Source organism: Gordonia sp. C13 (genome assembly GCF_023218005.1).
Taxonomy (GTDB): Bacteria; Actinomycetota; Actinomycetes; order Mycobacteriales; family Mycobacteriaceae; genus Gordonia; species Gordonia namibiensis.
Map to the genome: position 1 here is coordinate 1 of NZ_JALPSY010000002.1, position 20,085 is coordinate 20,085.

At 67.1% G+C, this 20,085-nt stretch carries 18 protein-coding genes; 10 read left to right on the plus strand and 8 right to left on the minus strand.

All coding sequences use genetic code 11. The features are described from left to right. Nucleotides 1-31 precede the first annotated feature (31 nt). The 3 genes from M1L58_RS02505 to M1L58_RS02515 are packed head-to-tail and all read right to left on the minus strand — an operon-like array spanning nt 32 to nt 3,302. Entirely contained in the window at nt 32-1,210 is a 1,179-nt protein-coding gene (locus M1L58_RS02505; protein WP_006866231.1) for a thiolase domain-containing protein, read from the minus strand. Further along, entirely contained in the window at nt 1,210-2,259 is a 1,050-nt protein-coding gene (locus M1L58_RS02510) for a thiolase domain-containing protein (protein WP_248657713.1), read from the minus strand. Before M1L58_RS02510 ends, M1L58_RS02505 begins: the two co-directional genes overlap by 1 nt. Then, nucleotides 2,259-3,302: a Zn-ribbon domain-containing OB-fold protein gene (locus tag M1L58_RS02515; RefSeq protein ID WP_248657714.1), complete on the minus strand. Its 1,044-nt coding sequence runs from the start codon at nt 3,300-3,302 to the stop codon at nt 2,259-2,261. The genes M1L58_RS02510 and M1L58_RS02515 overlap by 1 nt, the downstream gene beginning before the upstream one ends. Before the next feature lie 93 nt (nt 3,303-3,395). Here M1L58_RS02515 and M1L58_RS02520 point away from each other — a divergent pair, with 93 nt between their 5' ends. Next, nucleotides 3,396-4,433, plus strand: coding sequence for an LLM class F420-dependent oxidoreductase (locus M1L58_RS02520; RefSeq protein WP_006866228.1), 1,038 nt, complete (start codon nt 3,396-3,398; stop codon nt 4,431-4,433). Between the two features lie 455 nt (nt 4,434-4,888). Here M1L58_RS02520 and M1L58_RS02525 read toward each other — a convergent pair whose 3' ends face one another. Both M1L58_RS02525 and M1L58_RS02530 read right to left on the minus strand, forming a co-directional pair. Beyond that, nucleotides 4,889-5,890: a TIGR03617 family F420-dependent LLM class oxidoreductase gene (locus M1L58_RS02525; RefSeq protein ID WP_248657715.1), complete on the minus strand. Its 1,002-nt coding sequence runs from the start codon at nt 5,888-5,890 to the stop codon at nt 4,889-4,891. 16 nt (nt 5,891-5,906) lie between these two features. Further along, nucleotides 5,907-6,728: a crotonase/enoyl-CoA hydratase family protein gene (locus M1L58_RS02530; RefSeq protein ID WP_006866226.1), complete on the minus strand. Its 822-nt coding sequence runs from the start codon at nt 6,726-6,728 to the stop codon at nt 5,907-5,909. A gap of 62 nt (nt 6,729-6,790) precedes the next feature. On the opposite strand from M1L58_RS02530, the gene M1L58_RS02535 reads away from it, so the two are divergent. Then, on the plus strand, nt 6,791-8,416 hold the full coding sequence (locus tag M1L58_RS02535) for an acyl-CoA synthetase (RefSeq protein ID WP_248657716.1): 1,626 nt from the start codon (nt 6,791-6,793) through the stop codon (nt 8,414-8,416). A 51-nt stretch (nt 8,417-8,467) separates the two neighbouring features. After that, nucleotides 8,468-9,607, plus strand: coding sequence for an NAD(P)H-dependent flavin oxidoreductase (locus tag M1L58_RS02540; RefSeq protein ID WP_248657717.1), 1,140 nt, complete (start codon nt 8,468-8,470; stop codon nt 9,605-9,607). An 81-nt stretch (nt 9,608-9,688) separates the two neighbouring features. Here M1L58_RS02540 and M1L58_RS02545 read toward each other — a convergent pair whose 3' ends face one another. The 3 genes from M1L58_RS02545 to M1L58_RS02555 form a co-directional block, all read right to left on the minus strand. Further along, entirely contained in the window at nt 9,689-11,218 is a 1,530-nt protein-coding gene (locus M1L58_RS02545) for an AMP-binding protein (protein ID WP_248657718.1), read from the minus strand. After that, entirely contained in the window at nt 11,215-12,336 is a 1,122-nt protein-coding gene (locus tag M1L58_RS02550; protein WP_248657719.1) for an acyl-CoA dehydrogenase family protein, read from the minus strand. Before M1L58_RS02550 ends, M1L58_RS02545 begins: the two co-directional genes overlap by 4 nt. Nucleotides 12,337-12,432: 96 nt before the next feature. Beyond that, entirely contained in the window at nt 12,433-13,638 is a 1,206-nt protein-coding gene (locus tag M1L58_RS02555; protein ID WP_248657720.1) for an acyl-CoA dehydrogenase family protein, read from the minus strand. 145 nt (nt 13,639-13,783) lie between these two features. Here M1L58_RS02555 and M1L58_RS02560 point away from each other — a divergent pair, with 145 nt between their 5' ends. The 7 genes from M1L58_RS02560 (at nt 13,784) to M1L58_RS02590 (ending at nt 20,084) form a co-directional block, all read left to right on the plus strand. Further along, nucleotides 13,784-13,978, plus strand: a complete 195-nt coding sequence (locus M1L58_RS02560) for a ferredoxin (protein WP_006866217.1) — start codon at nt 13,784-13,786, stop codon at nt 13,976-13,978. A gap of 82 nt (nt 13,979-14,060) precedes the next feature. Then, entirely contained in the window at nt 14,061-14,951 is an 891-nt protein-coding gene (locus M1L58_RS02565) for a 3-oxoacyl-ACP reductase (RefSeq protein ID WP_248657721.1), read from the plus strand. A gap of 63 nt (nt 14,952-15,014) precedes the next feature. After that, a complete protein-coding gene (locus M1L58_RS02570) occupies nt 15,015-15,779 on the plus strand; it encodes an MlaE family ABC transporter permease (protein WP_248657722.1) in 765 nt (254 codons plus the stop codon). Nucleotides 15,780-15,782: 3 nt separating this feature from the next. Next, complete coding sequence (locus tag M1L58_RS02575) at nt 15,783-16,634, plus strand: MlaE family ABC transporter permease (RefSeq protein ID WP_248657723.1); 852 nt, start codon at nt 15,783-15,785, stop codon at nt 16,632-16,634. Between the two features lie 57 nt (nt 16,635-16,691). Next, complete coding sequence (locus M1L58_RS02580; RefSeq protein ID WP_248657857.1) at nt 16,692-17,813, plus strand: MCE family protein; 1,122 nt, start codon at nt 16,692-16,694, stop codon at nt 17,811-17,813. After that, a complete protein-coding gene (locus M1L58_RS02585; protein ID WP_248657724.1) occupies nt 17,806-18,864 on the plus strand; it encodes an MCE family protein in 1,059 nt (352 codons plus the stop codon). The genes M1L58_RS02580 and M1L58_RS02585 overlap by 8 nt, the downstream gene beginning before the upstream one ends. After that, complete coding sequence (locus tag M1L58_RS02590) at nt 18,861-20,084, plus strand: MCE family protein (RefSeq protein WP_006358678.1); 1,224 nt, start codon at nt 18,861-18,863, stop codon at nt 20,082-20,084. The genes M1L58_RS02585 and M1L58_RS02590 overlap by 4 nt, the downstream gene beginning before the upstream one ends. Nucleotide 20,085: the final 1 nt, after the last annotated feature.

Here is a 20,085-nt window from a genome sequence, read left to right on the forward strand (position 1 = left end):
TATGGCGTGCATGAATGCTACGAAACGCCGGTCAGTGGAGCGGCTTGTCGGCTCCGACGAGCCACATCGAGAAGTACTGTGAGCCACCGCCGTAGGCGTGACCCAGGGCCTTGCGGGCTCCGTCGACCTGGTGGTCTCCGGCCTTGCCCATGACCTGGATGGCGGCTTCGGCGAAGCGGATCATGCCCGACGCGCCGATCGGATTCGACGACAGCACGCCGCCCGAGGCGTTGAGCGGGATGCGACCACCGATCTCGGTGTCGCCCGACTCGGTCAGCTTCCAGCCCTGGCCTTCGGCGGCGAACCCGAGGTTCTCCAGCCACATCGGTTCGAACCACGAGAACGGCACGTAGATCTCGGCGACGTCGATCTCGTCGAGCGGGTTGCTGATGCCACCCGCCTTCCACAGGGCGGCAGCAGCGTCGCGGCCGGCCTGCGGGCTCACCACGTTGCGGTGTGCGAAGGACAGCGGCTCGGTGCGCATCGCGGTGGCGTGAATCCAGGCGACCGGATTGCCGGCGGCGACCGCATCGTCGGCGACCTGCTCGTCACCGATGACGACCGCACACGCGCCGTCCGACGACGGGCACGTCTCGTCGTAACGGATGGGGTCCCAGAGCATCTGCGAGCTCATGACCTTCTCGACACTCTGATCTGGCTGGTGCAGGTGCGCCAGCGGATTGAGTGCACCGTTGCGTCGGTCCTTTGCCGCGACCATCGCGCCGATGTGCTCGGGTGCGCCCGACTGGCGGATGTAGGAGCGCACGTGCGGGGCGAAGAAGCCGCCCGCGCCGGCGCCGACCGGCTTGGTGAACGGCACCGGGATCGACAGCGCCCACATCGCATTGGACTCGGACTGCTTCTCCCAGGCGACGGCGAGCACACGCTTGTGGACGCCCGCGAAGACGAGCGATGCGGCGACATTCGCCGTCGATCCGCCGACCGAGCCGGCGGTGTGCACGCGGATCAGACGCTTGCCCACCGCGCCGATGGCCTCGGCCATCGCGAGCTCGGGCATCATCGACCCCTCGAAGAGGTCGGGTGCCTTGCCGATGACGATCGCGTCGATGTCGTCGAGAGAGACCTTGGAGTCGATCAGTGCCGCGTCGATGGCCTCACGGACCATCCCGGCCATCGTGACGTCGGAACGCTTGGCGACATAACGGGTCTGGCCGGTACCGAGGACCGCCGCACGGTTCTTGTGTCCCATCAGTTCCCGCCTCCGGAGTTGTTCTGGGCGCTCAGGGTGACCACCATGTTCTGCTGCAGCAGCGGACCGCTCGTCGCATGGGCGACGGCGGTTCCCGCGTTGCCGCTGAGGATTTCGTGCGCTGCGTAGCCGATGCGCTGCAGGCCGGCCGAGAACAGCGAGTTGCCGGCGAGTGCGCCGCCGGACGGGTTGATCCGCACCGAATCCGGGAGACCGAGGGCGTTGCGCACGATGATCTCTTGGTGGGAGTACGGCGCGTGGATCTCGGCGACGTCGACGGCGCGGTTCGCGTCGCCGAACGCGGTGTCGCCGGCGAGCTTCGTCGACGGCGAGACGGTGAGGTCCCGAGAACCGAAGTTCGGTGTGTCGATGCGATGGTCCCAACCGGTGACGAACGCCGGATTGGCGACCAGCTCACGGGCTTTGCGCTCACTCGCGATGACGACCGCGGCGGCCGCGTCGGTGTAGGGCGCGATGTCGTGGCGACGCAGCGGATTCGCGATGTAGTCACCCGCCAGCAGATCGTCGGCCGATCCGCCGGAGGTGCGGGCGCCGATGGCAGCCATGTCGGCCTCGGTCCAGGTGCCGGCGTCGATGCCGGCACGTGCCTGCAGCGCGGCCAGCGACCGGGCGTCGGGGTGCAGCGGCGCGACCGTGTAGGGGTCGGTCTGCAGCGCGAGGGTCTGGTCGGTGTTGCCCGCGGACGCCTTGCCGAAGCCGTAGGCGAGCGCCAGGTCGACCTCGCCGGTGGCGATCTTGACCCAGGCCTCGTACAGCGCCCAGGCGCCGTCCATCTCGACGTGGGACTCGTTGATCGGCGGCATCGCACCGATCGAGTCGATCGCAGAGATGAACGAGAATGCACGTCCGGCAAGGTAATCCGACGATCCGCTGCACCAGAACTCGATGTCGGTCCGGTTGATGCCGAGCTCGGCGTAGAGCTTGTCGAAGCAGGGGATGAGCATCTCGACACCGTTGGTGGTGCCGTGGGTTCCCTCCACGTTGGGGCTGTGGGCGAACCCGATGATCGCGATGGGTGGCAGTGTCATCAGAGGTGGTCCTTGTAGGTCTCGTACTCGGCGTCGGGTTCACCGGTGGGGGCGAAGTGGCTGATGTTGCCGATCGAGTGCTCCCACTCGTCCTCGGGCAGCCAGACGGCCTTGACGCGCATACCCATTCGGACGTCGGCGGCCTCACAATCCAGGATGAGGTGCAGGAAGGGGATGTCGGCGCCGTCGAGAAGCACGTAGGCCGCGACGTACGGCGGCTTGATCCGCTGACCCTGGAACGGCACGTTGACGATGCAGAACGTCGTCACGATGCCGGTGTGCGCGAGTTCGACTCGTTCGACGGCCGGCGACCCGTCGGCGGGGCTCACCCCGCGGGGCGGGAAGTAGACGCGGCCCTCGTCGACGCCCGAACCGATCCGGGTGCCGATGAGCTTGCCTGCCTTCAGTCCTTCGAGGTAGACCGACTCCTCCTCGTTGGCCGAGTGCGTGATCTCGGTGGTGATGGGAGTCGGGATGACGACGAGGCCGGTGTCGGCGCCCTTCGGTGCCTCGGCGGTGTTCTCCGGTGCGGCGTCGGCACTTTCGCCCGGTGCGAAGTAGGCGATGTCGTCGATACGGCCGATGCGTGCCGCGGAGAAGACCGCGTGCACGCGCTGACCGGTCGAGATGTCCGACGGGGAGTCGACTGAAACCGCATGCAGCAGTGCGGTGTCCGCGCCGTCGAGTTTGATCAGCGCCCAGGCAAACGGCTTGTCGAGCGGCTGACCCGGCACCGGGTCGTCGTGCCAGGTCCAGCTGGTGACGGTGCCGACGGTCGAGACCTCCACGATCTCCGTCGACTGCTGTCCGGTGACGGGATCGAATTCGACCGGCGGCACGGACACTTTGCCGTCACTGCCCTTCGACCCCACGATCCGGCCGTCGCGCAGTGCGAGCGCGAACTGGCTCAGCACCGGGCCCAGCGACCGGGTGTAGTCGAAGGAGTTGATCAGGGGAGCGGTCAGGATCGGGGACTTCGGCTCGGGCACCGTGGCAACGGGACTGGCGATGGGGTTGCCGGCGGCGGGAGACGTTACGCTCATGCTCACAACTTGAGTAGAACACGTTCTAGTATTGGACACAAGATGCATGTCAGGCCGTGAGAATCTGCACGGTCCGGCGAGAGGGGAGTGCGAGTGAAGCTCGGTCTGCAACTCGGTTATTGGGGTGCCGATCCGATCCCGAACGCGCCGGAGTTGATCGCGGTCGCGGAGGAATGCGGGTTCGACGCGGTGTTCACCGCGGAGTCCTGGGGATCGGACGCGTACACGCCGTTGGCGTGGTGGGGCGCGGCGACATCGCGCATCCGGCTCGGTACGGCGGTGGCCCAGTTGTCGGCGCGACCGCCGACATCGCTGGCCATGCATGCGCTGACCTTGGATCACCTCTCGAACGGCCGGCACATCGTCGGCCTCGGTGTATCCGGGCCTCAGGTGGTGGAGGGGTGGTACGGCGAACCGTTCGGAAAACCGTTGGCGCGCACCCGCGAATACGTCCAGGTGGTCCGCGACGTGCTCGCCCGCGCCGACAAGGTGACCAACGACGGGCCGCACTATCCGCTGCCGTATCCCGCCGACGCGCCCGGCGCCACCGGACTCGGCAAGCCACTCAAGCCGATCACCCATCCGCTCCGGGCCGACCTCCCGATCTGGCTCGGCGCCGAAGGTCCGAAGAATGTCGCGCAGACCGCCGAGATCGCCGACGGCTGGCTCGCCATCTTCTTCAGCCTCGGGCTCGCCGACCAGTACAACTCCTGGCTCGACGAGGGTTTCGCCCGTCCGGGCGCCCGACGCAGTCGCGAGGACTTCGAGGTCGCCGCCACCGTGCAGGTCGTCATCACCGACGACGTGGCGTCGGCGATCGAACGGTACCGGCCGTCGACGGCGCTGTACGTCGGCGGAATGGGCGCCAAGGAGAAGAACTTTCACGCCGAGCTCTACAAGCGGATGGGCTACGGCGACGCAGTCGACGAGATCGTCAGCCTGTTCCTCAGCGGCAAGAAAGCCGAGGCGATGGCCGCCGTTCCCGACGAGATGGTCCGCGAGACGATGCTCGTCGGCACCGCCGACGAAGTCCGTGCACAGATCAAGGAGTGGGAGGCCGCGGGCGTCACGATGTTGATGGTCACCGCCCGCGACACCGACACGATCCGGCAGCTGGCGACGCTGGTGTAGCACTCGCTGCTCCCTTGGGCGTGGGACCTTTCCGCTCCCTGAGGTGCGGGCGACGGGTCCCCTCCGCTCCCTGAGGTGCGGGCGACGGGTCCCTCCGCTCCCTGAGGTGCGGGCGACGGGTCCCCTCCGCTCCCTGAGGTGCGAGCGGTGGGCCCCTCCGCTCCCTGAGGTGCGGGCGGTGGCCCCCTTCGCTCCCTGAGGTGCGAGCGCAGCGAGCCACGAAGGGCTGGTGACGTCATCGCACCAGGCCTTCGTGGCTCGTCGCTTGCGCTCCTCGCACCTCAGGCAGCGGACCTGGGCGCGTCGCGCTCCTCGCACCTCAGGCAGCGGACCTGGGTGCGTCGCGCTCCTCGCACCTCAGGCAGCGGACCTGGGTGCGTCGCGCTCCTAGCACCTCAGGCAGCGGACCTGGGTGCGTCGCGCTCCTCGCACCTCAGGCAGCAGGGGTGTGCGCGTTACTCGTCGAGGCTGTCCATGATTTCGGCGAGCGTCTCGTCGGCAAGCGGGAACGGTTGGTAGATGGCGACATCCGTGGCGATGTCGTGCGAGCGTGCGCGGATCGTCGCGGCCACATCGCGGGGGCTGCCGTGGGCGGCGATGAGTTCGAGGAGTTCGTCGTCGACGAGTCCGACCATCTCGGCCCAGCGACCCTGCTTCGACAGCAGGTTGAGTTCGGTCTGCAGGTCGCCGTAGCCGTGCATCTCGAGGACCGGACGGTAGGCGGGCGTCGAGCCGTAGAACGACAGCAGTCGCCGCGCTGCGCCGACCGAGGTCTCGAACTCCTCCTCGGTGCGACCGGTGGCGACGATGATCTCCGGAACCACCGAGAAGTCCTCGCGACGGCGCCCCGACGCCGACAGTCCGGCGTCGACGCGCGGCAGGATCGATTCGCGAACGAACCGGTCGGTGGTGAACGGCATGACCAGCAGGCCGTCGGCGTGTTCGGCGACTGCACGCGTCAGCCGCGGCCCGAGGGCGCCGACGAAGATCGGCGGGAACCCGTGCGGGTTCGGTCCCGGGTTGAACATCGGCGTCATGAGCCGATGTCGGTAGAACTCGCCGTCGAATTCGAGGCGGGTGCCGTTCTGCCAGCAGTCGAAGATCGCGCGCAGTGCGGAGACGAACTCGACCATCCGGTCGACCGGACGCTCGAACGGCACCCCGAACCGCTTTTCGATCTGCGGGCGGATCTGGGTACCGAGGCCGAGTGTGAACCGGCCGCCGCTGAGCAACTGGAGGTCGTTGGCCTGGTGGGCGACGGTGATCGGATTGCGCGGGAACGCGATCGCGACGTTGGTCATCAGCGCGACGTCGTCGACGCCGGCCGCACCGAACAGCGGACTGAAGACATCGTGCGGGCCGTCGAAGGTGAATACGCCGTCGATCCCGATGTCCCGGAGGGCCCGGGTGCGTTCGACCGCCTGCTGCGGGCCGAAGAGTGCGGTGTGGATTCTCACCGGGGGTCGGTGGCCCTCACTCGCCGGTGAACTCCGGTGTGCGCTTCTCGGCGAACGCACGGGGCCCGACCTTGGCGTCCTTCGACTTGAAGACCGAGACGCCGATCTTCGCGTCGAGCTCGAAGGCGTCGAGTTCATGCAGACCCTCGGTGTCACGGATGGTCTTGAGGATGCCCTGAACGGCGAGCGGGCCGTTGGCGGCGATCTTCTCGGCCAGCTCGAGCGCCTTGTCGAGGGCCTTGCCGTCCTCGACGACGTGGCCGATGAGGCCGTACTCGAGGGCCTCACGTGCGGTGACGTGGCGGCCGGTCAACAGGATGTCGCAGGCGACGGTGTAAGGAATCTGACGGACGAGGCGGACCGCACTGCCACCCATCGGGTAGAGACCCCAACGTGCCTCGGAGACACCGAACTTCGCGCTCTCGCCGGCGATGCGGATGTCGGTGCCCTGCAGGATCTCGGTACCGCCGGCGATGGCCGGGCCCTCGACCGCGGCGATCAGCGGCTTGGTCAGACGACGGCCCTTCAGCAGCGCCGGTAGCGACGCCGGGTTCCAGGCGCCGGAGTCGACGGTGTCGCCGGGGGCCTGCTTGTTCATGCTCTTGAGGTCGGCGCCGGCGCAGAAGTATCCGCCCGCGCCGGTGAGGATCGCGACCCGGATGTCGGGGTCGGAATCGACCTGATCCCAGGCCTCGGTCATGATCCGCATCATCTCGGTGGAGAGCGCGTTACGCGCCTCCGGACGGTTCATCGTGACGATGAGGATGTGTCCGCGCTTCTCGACGAGGCACTCGGGAGCCTTGTCGGTGACGGACTCGGTGGGGGTGGCTGTGGTCATCGCTGTCTCCCGGTCATATTCCGCACTTGCCCAGAACGATAACACGTTCTAATTTTGGAGCCATGGCCTATACGATCGCCGATCTCATCGAGCATGCCGTCGACCTGGTTCCCGAGCGCGTCGCGCTGGAATCCGGCGACCGCAGCCGGACATATGCGGAGCTCGAGGCGCGATCCAACGCGATCGCCCACAAGCTCCGCGAGCTGGGTGTGGAGCCCGGCGACCGGGTGGGTCTGTACAGCAGAAACACGATCGAGTCGGTCGAGGCGATGGTCGCGATCTTCAAGGCCCGGGCGGTCATGGTGAACGTGAACTACCGCTACGTCGAGGCCGAACTGGAGCACATCTTCACCGACTCCGGGATGAAGGTCCTGATCCACGAGCGCCGCTACTCGTCGCGCGTCTGCAACACGTTACCGAAATCGCCCTCCATCGAGTCCCGGATCGCCATCGAGGACGGGACGTCGGAGGACCTGTGCTGCGACGGGCACGGCGAGGCGATCCGCTATGAGGACGCCATTGCCGAGTCGTCGTCGGAACGCGACTTCGAGGAGCGGTCGAACGACGACCTGTACATGCTCTACACCGGCGGCACCACCGGGAAGCCGAAGGGCGTCGTCTGGCGCCAGGAGGACGTGTGGCGCGTCCTCGGTGGTGGAATCGACTGGTACACCAGCGAACCCATCCCCGACGAGTGGCACCTCGCGAAGACCGGCGCCGAAGGTGGCCAGCTGGTCCGGTACCCGATCCCGCCGTTCATCCACGGCGGCTCGCAGTGGGCGATCTTCCAGTCGCTGTTCGCGGGCGGAAAAGCCGTGGTGTACCCCGAGTTCAGCGGATCGTCGGCCTGGGAGATCGTCGAACGCCACAAGGTCAACGTCGTGTTCATCACCGGAGATGCCATGGGTCGCCCCATGGTCGAGGCTCTCGGGCAGGGCAAGGAGTACGACCTGTCGAGTGTCGTGTCCATCGCCTCGTCCGCGTGCCTGTTCTCGCCGAGCGTGAAAGAGCAGTTCCTGGAACGGTTCCCGAACGCGGTAATCGTCGACGCGATCGGCTCGTCGGAAACCGGCTTCGGTGGTCTGGGCATCGTCGCGAAGGGCACGCCGCACACCGGCGGCCCGCGCGTGAACGCCGACAGCGAGACCCACGTCCTCCGCGAGGACGGCACGCCGGTGGAACCGGGCAGCGGCGAGGTCGGGGTGTTGGCACGGTCCGGCCATGTGCCCCTGCGCTATCACAACGACCCGGAGAAGTCGGCGAAGACGTTCAAGGTCTTCAACGGCGTGCGCTACTCGCTCCCGGGCGACAACGCCGTGCTCGAGGCCGACGGCAGCATCACGATGCTCGGCCGCGGTTCGGTGTCGATCAACACCGGTGGCGAGAAGGTCTTCCCGGAGGAGGTCGAGGGCGCGCTCAAGGCGCATCCCGACGTCTTCGACACCGTCGTGGTCGGTGTGGCCGACGACCGCTGGGGTCAGCGCGTCGCCGCGGTGATCGCCGCCCGCGACGGAGCCCGCCCCACCCTGGAGAGTCTCAACGACGTCGTCCGCAAGGAACTGGCCGGCTACAAGTGCCCGCGCAGTGTCTGGTTCGTCGACGAGATCAAGCGTTCGCCCGCCGGAAAACCCGATTACCGCTGGGGGGCGTCGGTCACCGCCGAACGACCCGCCGACGAAGCGCTGTAGAGCCAAAAGTGACAGAGGCGCTGTAGAACGCCGGAAACGAGAAGAAACAGAATGCGTACAGAACTCGCCGACAAGTTCGGCATCGAGTACCCGATCTTCGGGTTCACCCCGAGTCAGGACGTCGCTGCGGCGATCAGCCGGGCCGGCGGACTCGGCGTGCTCGGCTGCGTGCGGTTCAACGAGGCCGAGGAACTCGACGAGGTCCTCGAGTGGATGCACGAGAACACCGACGGCAAGCCCTTCGGCGTCGACATCGTGATGCCCGCCAAGATCCCCACCGAGGGTTCGAAGGTCGACCTGGATTCGATGATCCCGCCGGAGCACCGCGCGTTCGTCGAGCGCACCCTCGACGACCTCGGTGTCCCGCCGCTGCCCGGTGAGGAACGCGTGAACTCGGGTGTGCTGGGCTGGCTGCACTCGGTGGCCCGCTCGCACGTCGACGTCGCGATGGAGCATCGTCGCAAGTACGGGCAGATCAAGCTGATCGCGAACGCCCTCGGCTCGCCGCCGTCGGACGTCATCCAGACCGCGCACGGCAACGGCGTGCTCGTCGCGGCTCTTGCGGGCGCGAAAGACCATGCGCTGCACCATGTCGAGGCCGGTGTCGACATCGTCATCGCGCAGGGTTACGAGGGAGGCGGCCACACCGGCGAGGTCACCTCGATGATCCTGTGGCCCGAACTCGTCGACGCGGTCGGCGACTCCGCCCCGGTGCTCGCCGCCGGCGGCGTGGGCAGCGGCCGACAGATCGCCGCCGCCATCGCGCTCGGCGCACAGGGTGTCTGGATGGGGACGTACTGGCTGACCGCCGCGGAGTACAAGCTTGGTGTGCCCGAGGGCTCCGACAAGCCGTCGACCGTGCAGCAGGCACTGCTCAAGGCGACATCGCGGGACACGGTGCGTCGTCGTATCTACTCGGGCAAACCTGCCCGTCTGCTGAAGACCGCCTGGACCGACGCCTGGGACGCCGAGAACGCTCCCGAGCCGTTGCCGATGCCGCTGCAGAACCTGCTCGTCGCAGAGGCGCACGCCCGCATCTCCGCGGCCGACAACCCCGACGTCGTCGCCATGCCCGCCGGCCAGATCGTCGGACGCTGCAACGCGATCACCCCGGTCGCCGATCTCATCGCGGACCTCGTGAGCGAGTACGAGGAGGCCGTCGGCCGGATGAACAAGACGCTCCACGGCTGACCCGCTGCACAAACCCACCCCTTTTCCGTAGACACGCCCCATCGACGTCGGGTGGGTTTACGGAAAAGGGGTGGGTTTGTGTCAGGGGCGGTAGGTGCGACCTTCGCGTCGCCAGGTCGGCGGGGTGGGGTCGGAGGCAAGCAGTCGCTTCACCGTCTTGAACGTGGCCGTCTCCGGAAGAGAGTCGACGATCCGCACGCGGTGCGGCCACTGCTTCGGGCCGAGATCATCCTGCGCGGAAAGGAACTCGGCGAAGTCGTCTGGGTGCAGGACGGAATCCGCGACGAGCACCGCCTCGATCTCGTCGCCGATCTCCACCGGGATACCGTGGACCGCAACTTGGCGAATCTCGGGATGGCGGAGCAGGATCCGCTCGATAGGGCCGGTGCCGAGGTTCTCACCGTCGACGCGGAGCCAGTCGCCGAGGCGCCCGGCGAAGTGCAGATAGCCGTCATCATCGACCCAGGCGAGGTCGCCGGTGTGGTAGACGCCGCCGCGCATACGTTCGCCGGTGGCGTCGGGATCGTTGTAGTAGCCGGCGAACAAGCCGGGGCCGGAGGTGTTCACGATCTCGCCGATCACACCGGGCGGCACGGGTTCTCCGGACTCGACGTCGACGACGGCCGTCGGTTCGCGTAGCGGACCGAGCGCATCGTGCGGGGTGTCCGGTGTACGGGTGATGGCGACACCGCCCTCGGTGGAACCGAAACCGTCGACGACCCGGCAACCGAACCGCTCGGCGAAGCGTTGCCGGTCCACTGCCGATGCCTCGTTGCCGTACATGATCCGCAACGAACTCGACGCGTCGTCGGGATGCGGGTCGGTGGCGAGGATGTAGTTGAGCGGTTTGCCGACGTAGTTGGCGTAGGTCACGCCGTAGCGGTGGAGATCGGCGACGAAGCCGCGTGCAGAGAAGCTGCGGCGCAACGCGATCGACGCTCCACCCGCGACCGCGACACTCCAGCCGGCGATCATCGCGTTCGAGTGGAACATCGGCATCGACAGATAGACGACGTCGTCGGCGCCGATCTCGAACCGGTCCGCGAGCATCGGTCCGCTGACCGCGAAGGTGCGATGTGTGCAGCGCACGGCCTTCGGGTCGCCGGTGGTTCCCGACGTGAAGATCAGCATCAGCAGATCGTCTGGCGCGGCGTCCACGACCGGTGCTGCTGAACCGGACGCAACCGCGGCCGACCACTCCGGACCGTCGATGTCGACGGCGCGGACATCGCCGAGGTCGACGTCGGTCAGCAGTTCGCGGGTGTCGTCGCCGTACAGCACGATCTGGCAGTCGGCGCGTGCGACGTCGGCGGTGAGCGCGGTACCTCGTCGGGTTGTGTTCAACCCGACGAGGACGAAGCCGTGCCGCGCGGCGGCCGCGAACAGTGCAGCGAATTCCGCTGTGTTGGAGAGCAGTACACCGACGTGCGGAGGCCGGTCGGATGACAGCCAGTCGAGCAGGACACCGCCGCGGACCGCGGCGTCGTGTAGGTGCCGCGCCCAGGGTGTGAACGACTCCTCGAAGTGCACACCACGATCGGTCACCTCGGACAGGTCGGCCAGCAGGCCGGCGACCGTGGACCGGTGGGTCACGGCTCCCGGAACGCTCACGCCGGGGTGGCGGCCAACTCGGTGCCGATGGCGCGCACCGACGCGGTCGCCGAACCGTAGGCGAACTCGTTGTGCTTGGCGCGCAGGAAATACCGATGAACCGGATGGCTGGTGTCGAGGCCGACACCGCCGTGGACGTGCACCGTCGTGTGCGCGACCCGATGGCCGGCCTCGGCGGCCCAGAACTTGGCGGTGGCGATCGCGTTGTGGATCTCGCCGGCATTGTCCGAGTTGGCCAGTAGCCAGGCCGCCTGCGTGGTGGTCAGGGCGAGACCCTGGGCATCGATGTACCCGTCGGCCAGACGCTGGGCGACGGCCTGGAACGAGCCGATGGCACGCCCGAACTGCTCACGCTCGCGGGCGTATTCGGCGGTCAGCTCCAGTGCGCGTTCGACGACGCCCGTCTGCTCGGCGCTGCACGCCAGCGTGGCCCGGACGTGCAGCGCGTCGGCCACGTCCGAACCCGCCAGCACGTCGTCGGAATCGACCGGCACGTCGTCGAATTCGACCTCCGCAGTAGGGATCAATCCGGTCGCCGGGGTGGCGGTGATCCGGATGCCGTCCGCGCTGGTGGGAACCGCCACCACGACGATGCCGTCGGGTCCGGTTGCGTTGACCAGCAACAGACCAGCGGCCTCGGCGTAGGGCACATTCACCTTGACACCGGACAGGCGCGAACCGTCGGAAGAGAGCTTGGTGATCGGGGAGTCGGCCGGCGAACCCAGGTCCTCCTCGATGGCCACCGACACGACGAGATCGCCCGCGGCGGCGGAGGCCAGCACCCGGTCGCGGAGACCGGACGAGCCGTGCGCGGCGATCACGGGCAGCGCGGCCACCGCGTGCTGACCGAACGGCACCCGCGCCAGCACGCGACCGAGTTCGGTTGCGACGAGGGTGTTCTCGATGACGCTCAGGTTGCCACCGGCATCGCCGACGGCCTCCGACGACAGTTCGAGCCCCAGCAAGCCGGCGGTGCCGAGTTGCTGCCAGAGGTCCGAGTCGATCGGCGCGCGGCCGGCTTCGAGGTCGGCGACGCGTTCGGGCGTGCTGACGGAGGTGGCGATGTCGCGGGCCAGGCCGCGGACGTCGTCACCGGATTCGGGAAGGGAGAAGTCCATGGTTGCGTCTCCATGTTCAGGGTTTGAGGGGTGTCGATACGCCGTGTGCTCGCTCGCTCGCTCGCTCCGGGCTACTCAACCAGCGAGCGGAAGGGATCAGCGACGCTGGTGGGGCAGGCCGAGGGCGAGCATGGCGATGATGTCGCGCTGGATCTCATTGGTGCCGCCACCGAAGGTGAGGATCAGCGAGGTGCGCTGGAAGCGTTCGAGGCGACCGTTGATGTGCGCGCCGGGGCTGCCGGCACGCAGCGTCGCGGCGGGGCCGACGACCTCCATGAGCAGGCGGTAGGCCTCGGTGGCGAACTCGGTGCCGTACACCTTGGTGGCCGAGGCGTCGGCCGGCGACGGTGCGCCGCCGGAGCTGGCCGCCGAGGCGATCTTCCAGTTGATGAGCTTGAGGAATTCGACCTTCGCGTGCACCCGGGCCAGGTTCTGCTGGACCCACGGGGCGTCGATGACGCGCTGACCGTCGCCGGTCTTGGTCTGCTGCGCCCAGGCGATCGTCTCGCGCAGGGCGGTCTGGATCGGCGCGGCGCTGCACAGGGCGACCCGCTCGTTGTTGAGCTGGTTGGTGACCAGTGGCCAGCCGCCGCCGACCTCGCCGACCACCGAGGACGTCGGTACCCGCACGTCCTGGTAGTAGGTGGCGCTGGTGTCGACGCCGGACATCGTGTGCACCGGTGTGTAGCTGAAGCCCTCGGCGGAGGTCGGCACGATGAGCACCGAGATGCCCTTGTGCTTCTTGCCGCCTTCCTGCAGCGTCGACGGGTCGGTGCGGCAGGCGAGCCAGATGTAGTCGGCGTAGGGGACCAGGCTGGTCCACATCTTCTGGCCGTTGATCACGTAGTCGTCGCCGTCGAGGACCGCGGTGGTGCGCAGTGCGGCGAGATCGGTACCGGCGCCCGGCTCGGAGTAGCCGATGGAGAAGTGCAACTTACCTGCGGCGATGCGCGGCAGGAAGAAGGACTTCTGCTCGTCGGTGCCGTAGTGCATGATCGTCGGCGCCACGGAGTTGATGGTGAGGAACGGGACCGGCGCACCAGCGATGGCGGCCTCGTCGGTGAAGATCAGCTGATCCATCATCGAACGGTTCTGACCGCCGAACTCGGTGGGCCAGCCCAGGGCGAGCCAACCGTCGGCGCCCATCTGTTCGACGACGTCGCGGTAGGCGTCGCCCTCACCGAGTTCGCCACCGTCACCGCCGGACAGGGCGGCCCGGCGGTCCTCGGTCATCAGGTTCGAGAAGTACGCGCGGAGCTCCCGCCGGAGCTCGGACTGTTGATCGGTATAGGCGATTCGCATCGAAACTCCATGGGTCTGTGGCTAGCGTCCGGACCCCGCTTGTGGTCAAGTTATGGGGGTAAGGCTCGTCTAGTTTCTGAAACACGTTCTAACCTGTTCTGGCAGCCCCGTCAACAGGCGACGAGCCGGTGAGGAGAAGGTTCTGATGCGTATCAAGGCAGATTTCGACCTGTGCGAGTCCAATGCCATCTGTGTGGGGATGGCACCGGACTTCTTCGACCTGGACGATGACGATTACCTGGTCATTCTCCAAGAAGAGATCCCTGCGGACCGTGTCGAGGAACTGCGACAGGTGGCGGCCAACTGCCCCAAGTCCGCACTCTCGGTCGAGGAGGACTGACTGAGCTGAACTCCCGTTCGGTTCCATCCGACCGGGAATCATGCTAGAACAGGTTCTAGTTTCGGCTCAGGAGGAATGTCGGGTGGGTAACTCGTTGGACGGGCGCGTCGCGGTCGTCACCGGTGCAGGTGCAGGTCTCGGTCGGGCGGAGGCCATCGGCCTCGCCGCGGAAGGTGCCACGGTCGTGGTGAATGACCTTCCGGCAGCGCTTGATTCGAGCGATGTCATCGACACGATCACGTCGGCCGGCGGCCTCGCGATCGCCGTCGGGGGTGACATCAGCGATTCGTCCACCGCGAGTGCCATCATGGCCGCGGCCACCGAACAGCTCGGTTCGCTCGACATCGTCGTGAACAACGCGGGCGTGGTCCGCGACAAGATGCTGTTCAACATGACCGACGACGAGTGGGATCTGGTCATCCGCGTTCACCTGCGTGGCCACTTCCTGCTCAACCGCAATGCGGCGTCGCACTGGCGTGCCGCGTCGAAGGCCGCTGGTGGACCGGTCTACGGCCGGATCATCAACACCTCCTCGGAGGCCGGGCTGCTCGGCCCCGAGGGGCAGGCCAACTACGGTGCCGCCAAGGCCGGCATCACCGCGCTCACGCTGTCCGCATCGCGAGCACTCAAGCGTTACGGCGTCCGCGCCAACGCGATCTGCCCGCGTGCGCGGACCGCGATGACCGCGGACGTCTTCGGAGACGCGCCCACCGACGGCGTCGATCCGCTCGATCCAGCACATGTGGTCCGGCTCGTGAGCTACCTTGCCGGACCCGAGGCCGACGGCGTCACCGGTCAGGTGTTCGTCGTGTACGGCCCCAAGGTCACCCTCATGGCGGCACCCACGGTCGACGAGGTGTTCACCGCCGACGGCGATGCGTGGGACTCGGAAGATCTCGCCAAGACCCTCACGGGCTTCTTCGCCGACCGCGATCCGGGACGCACGTTCTCGGCAAGCGCTCTGGTCAACTGACCTAATCGCCGGGTTTCTGCGTGATAGGTTTCGCGATGGTTCGAGGGTGAAGGGGGTCCGCTGGTGCTGAGCAAACTGGCCACGCCCCTCGGGGGGATCGGCGATTTCGTGGCACTCGGCGTCGAGTCGGCGCGCGAGTTGTTCCACCGTCCGTTTCAGTGGCGGGAAACAGTAGAACAGTCGTGGGCGATCGCCCGTGTGTCGATGGTGCCGACGCTGCTCGTCGCCATCCCGTTCACGGTGCTGGTCAGCTTCACGCTGAACATCCTGCTGCGCGAGATCGGCGCGCAGGACCTGTCCGGTGCCGGCGCGGCCCTGGGCACCATCACCCAGATCGGCCCCATCGTCACGGTGCTCATCGTGGCGGGCGCGGGCGCCACGGCCATCTGTGCCGACCTCGGTGCCCGCACCATCCGCGAAGAGATCGACGCGATGAAGGTGCTCGGCATCAACCCGATCCACCGCCTCGTCGTGCCGCGCATCGTGGCGTCGACAGGCGTCGCGCTGCTGCTGAACAGCCTCGTGTGCACCATCGGCATCGGCGGCGGCTTCATCTTCTCCGTGTACCTGCAGGACGTGAACCCGGGCGCCTTCGTGGCCAACCTGACACTGCTCACCGGCTTCGGTGAGCTGATAATCTCCATGGTCAAGGCCGCCTTGTTCGGCCTCTTCGCCGGGATGGTTGGCTGTTACCAGGGGCTCAATGTCAAAGGAGGCGCGAAGGGTGTCGGCGATGCCGTCAACGAGACCGTCGTGTACTCGTTCATGGCGCTGTTCGTCGTCAACGTCGTCGTCACCGCGGTCGGACTCAAAGCGACGGCGGGCTGAGCGATGGTACTTCCTTTCACAACACGCTTCCGGAGCGCGCGCGTCGCGGTGAAACGAGCCGGCGAGGACTGGGACCAGATCGGCGACCAGGCACTGTTCTACTGGGACAGCGTCGTGTCGATCCCCCGTGCGATCAAGCACTACAAGAAGGAGACGGTGCGGCTCATCGCCGAGATCTCCATGGGCACCGGCGCGCTCGCCATGATCGGCGGCACCGTCGTGGTCGTCGGCTTCCTGACGCTGTTCACCGGCGGCACCATCGCCGTCCAGGGCTACAGTTCGCTGGCCAACATCGGTGTCGAGGCGCTCACCGGCTTCTTCTCGGCCTTCATCAACGTGCGCATCGCGGTTCCGGTGATCTCCGGAATCGCCCTCGCGGCGACCATCGGCGCCGGTGCCACCGCGCAGCTCGGCGCCATGCGGGTGTCAGAGGAGATCGACGCCCTCGAGACGATGGCCATCTCCTCGATCCCGTACCTGGTCAGCACCCGCATCATCGCCGGCCTGATCGCGATCATCCCGCTGTACGCGCTGGCCTCGCTCGCCTCGTTCCTCGCGAGCCGCTCGGCGACGGTGTTCCTCTACGGACAGTCACCGGGTGTGTACGACCATTACTTCGACACCTTCCTGATCCCGTCGGACATCCTCTGGTCCTTCGTGCAGGCGATCTGTATGGCGGTGGCGGTCATGCTCATCCACACCTACTACGGCTACAACGCCTCCGGCGGTCCCGTCGGCGTCGGCGTCGCGGTGGGCAACGCGGTGCGTGCCTCGCTGGTCGTGGTCGTCGTCATCACCCTCCTCACCTCCCTCGCCATCTACGGCGCGGACGGCAAGTTCAACCTGGCGGGCTGAACCATGAGCAGAAAACAAGAACGGACACGGACCACCCGTCGCCTGGCGGCAGTCGCCATGGTCGCGGTTCTGCTGTTCCTGATCATCGGCGCCAGCGCATCGTTCCTCGGCGCGTTCAAGGGCACCCAGCAGGTCACGCTGGTCGCACCCCGCGCCGGTCTGGTGATGAACCCCGACGCCAAGGTCAAGCTGCGCGGGGTCGAGGTCGGTCGCGTCGGCAAGATCGACGAGCAGGGCGGCAACGCGGTCCTCACCCTCGACATCGCGAACGACTCGATGTCGAAGATCCCGGGCAACGTGGTCGCCGACATCAAGTCGAACACCATCTTCGGTGCCAAGGCCGTGAACTTCGTCGTGCCGGGCGAGGCCGAGGGACAGCTCAGCGCGGGCGACGAGATCTCGGCCGACCGCGTGGTCGTCGAACTCAACACCGTCTTCCAGCAGCTTGTCTCGGTACTCGCCGACCTGCAGCCGGAGAAGCTCAACGCGACGCTCGGCGCGGTCGACACCGCGCTGTCGGGTCAGGGAGAGGACATCGGTGTGGCGCTCGAGCAGCTGACCACCCTATTGGGCAAGACCAATCCGCATCTGCCGGCGCTGAACCGGCTGTTCCGCGAGGGCGCGACGGTCACCAACGTCTACGCCGACTCGATGCCCGACCTGATGCGCACCGTCGACAACTTCACCACCGTCGGGAACACGTTGGTGGACAACACCTCCAACCTCGACGCGCTGCTGATCAACGCCACCGGGATGGCCAACACCATCGACGGCGTCATCGCACCGACGAAGAAGACCCTCATCGGTGCGCTGTCGGATCTGAATCCCATTGCGGCGCTGCTCGGTTACAACTCGCCGGGCATCAAGTGCTTCCTCACCGCGGGCGCCATCGCCTCCGAGGTCGCCGCGCCGTTCATGGGCGGCCGCAACGGTATGCTGATGCTCGACGCCGGTCTGCTGCCCGGTAAGGACCCCTACGCCTACCCGTACGACCTGCCCGAGGTCGGGGTCGAGGCACCGCCCACCTGTGCGGGTGGCCTGTCCGACCCGGGCACCACCGATCACGCCCCGTTCTTCGTGGGCGACAATGCACCTCAGCCCTACCAGCCCAGGACCGAGCCGAAGGCGAACTCGAAGAAGCTGTTCCAGATCTTGTTCGGGGAGCCGCCCCGTGGATAACCGCGCACGCGCATTCCGCGCGACCCTCATCAAGCTCGGCGCGTTCACCGTGGTGATGATCCTGGTGTTCGTCGCGCTGGTCGTGGTCTTCAGCCGCTACCGCTCCGGGGCGTCGAACGAGTTTTCCGCGGTCTTCACCAGTGCCTCGGCCATGAAGTCGGGCAGCAAGGTCAAGATCGCCGGCGTCGAGGTCGGGGCCATCGGCGACGTGGGGCTGAACCGTGCCAACGAGGCAGTGATCACCTTCTCCGTCGACGAGCAGTACCCGCTCCCGAAATCCGTTCGGGCACTGATCCGTTACGAGAACCTCACCGGTGACCGCTATCTCGAGCTCCAGCAGGGGGCCGGCGACACCTCGACCTTCCTCGGCGACGGCGCGCAGATCCCGGTCACCCAGACCGAACCGGCGCTCGATCTCGACAAGCTCGTCGGTGGCTTCAAGCCGCTGTTCCGCACCCTCAACGCCGACGAGGTCAACGCGCTCACCAGCTCGCTGATCGCGGTGTTCCAGGGACAGGGCGGGGCGCTGAACACCCTGCTGTCCAACACCGCGTCGTTCACCGATGCCCTCGCCGACCGGGATCAGCTCATCGGTGACGTCATCGACAACCTGAACACCACGCTCGCGACGCTCGACGGCGACCGCGCGGGACTCGACACCAGCGTCGACCTGCTGCAGCAGCTGGTGACCGGGCTCGCCGAGCAGAAGGGCACGATCGGCAACGCCCTCACGCAGACGTCTCGGGTCACCAACGGTCTCTCCGACCTCCTCTCGACGACCCGGCCCACGCTGCAGTCGATGGTCACCAACACCGGCCGGGTGTCGGAGGAGCTGCTGGCTGCCGAGCCGTTCGTCCGGAACCTGCTCACGCGCCTGCCGGAGGACTACAAGACCCTGTCCAACCTCGGTTCCTACGGGGCGTGGCTGCAGATCTACTTCTGCCGCCTGCGTCTCCTGCTCCCCGCACCCGGTGGGCAGACGATCATCTACACCTCGAACAACGTGATGGGTGACACCACCCGTGCGGGCGGAAGGTGTGACGGCTCATGAGCCTTCCCTTCGGCGGCATGTTCTCCAGCCGCAGAACAGAATCGGACCAGGCCGACATCGCGCGCGAGGAGAAGCACGGCGGACGCACCCGCGCCCAGGTCGGTGTCATCGGCATCGTCGTCATCGCCTTGGTGGTCATCACCGCGATGCAGATGGACAAGCTGCCCTACCTGGCGCCCATCAGCACCTACAGCGCGTACTTCGACGACGCCGGCGGGTTGGCCAAGGGCGACATCGTGTCGGTCTCCGGTGTGCAGGTGGGGACGGTCGAGGGCATCGAACTCGCCGGCACCGACCAGGGCACCAAGGTGAAGGTGTCCTTCCGGATGGACGACACCATCGAGATGGGCGACGAGACACAGGCCGCCATCCGCACCGAGACCGTGCTGGGCCGCCGCAACCTGACGGTCATCCCGCACGGCGGCGAACGCATCAAACCGGGCGGATCGATCACGCTGGGCAACACCATCGCGCCGTACTCGCTGCAGGACGCGCTCGAAGGTGCCACCGACACGATCTCCGGAACCGACACCGACCAGCTCAACACCGCGCTGAACACCCTCACGGTCACCTTCTCCGAGACCCCGGATCAGGTGCAGGGCGCGGTCGACGGCGTCGCCCGACTGTCGAAGGCCGTCGCCGACCGCGACGACGAACTCCGGGCCCTGCTCGCCAAGGCCAACCAGGTCAGCAAGATCGTCGGGGACCGCAACGACCAGATCAACCGACTGCTCATCGACGCCAACGCACTCGTCGGCGAGATCGAGATGCGCCGGTATGCGCTCGATCAGCTGATCAAGGGGATCGGCGACGTCACCACGCAGCTGCGCGGCTTCATCGCCGAGAACAACGCCCAGCTGACACCGGTGCTCGAGAAGTTCGACCGCGTGGCGAACATCCTCACCGACAACGAGAAGAACCTGAAGGAGACGATCGACCGGTTGGGTCCGTTCGCCAACACCCTCGGTGAAGCCGTCGCATCCGGTCCCAACTTCGATTCCCTGGTCGGCCTGAACACCTTCGGCGACTACACCGCCATCTTCCTGAACGCGCTGCGCGGCCGGTACCCGCAGGTCTGGCAGTCGCTGATGTACTCGGCTTTCCCGCTGATCCCGGACAACTACAAGCTGGGCCCGCCGGACAACACCGACACCCCGCGCGGTCCGCTGCCGTCCCCGACCTATCCCAAACCGGCACCGACCACGAGAGGAGGACGGTGAC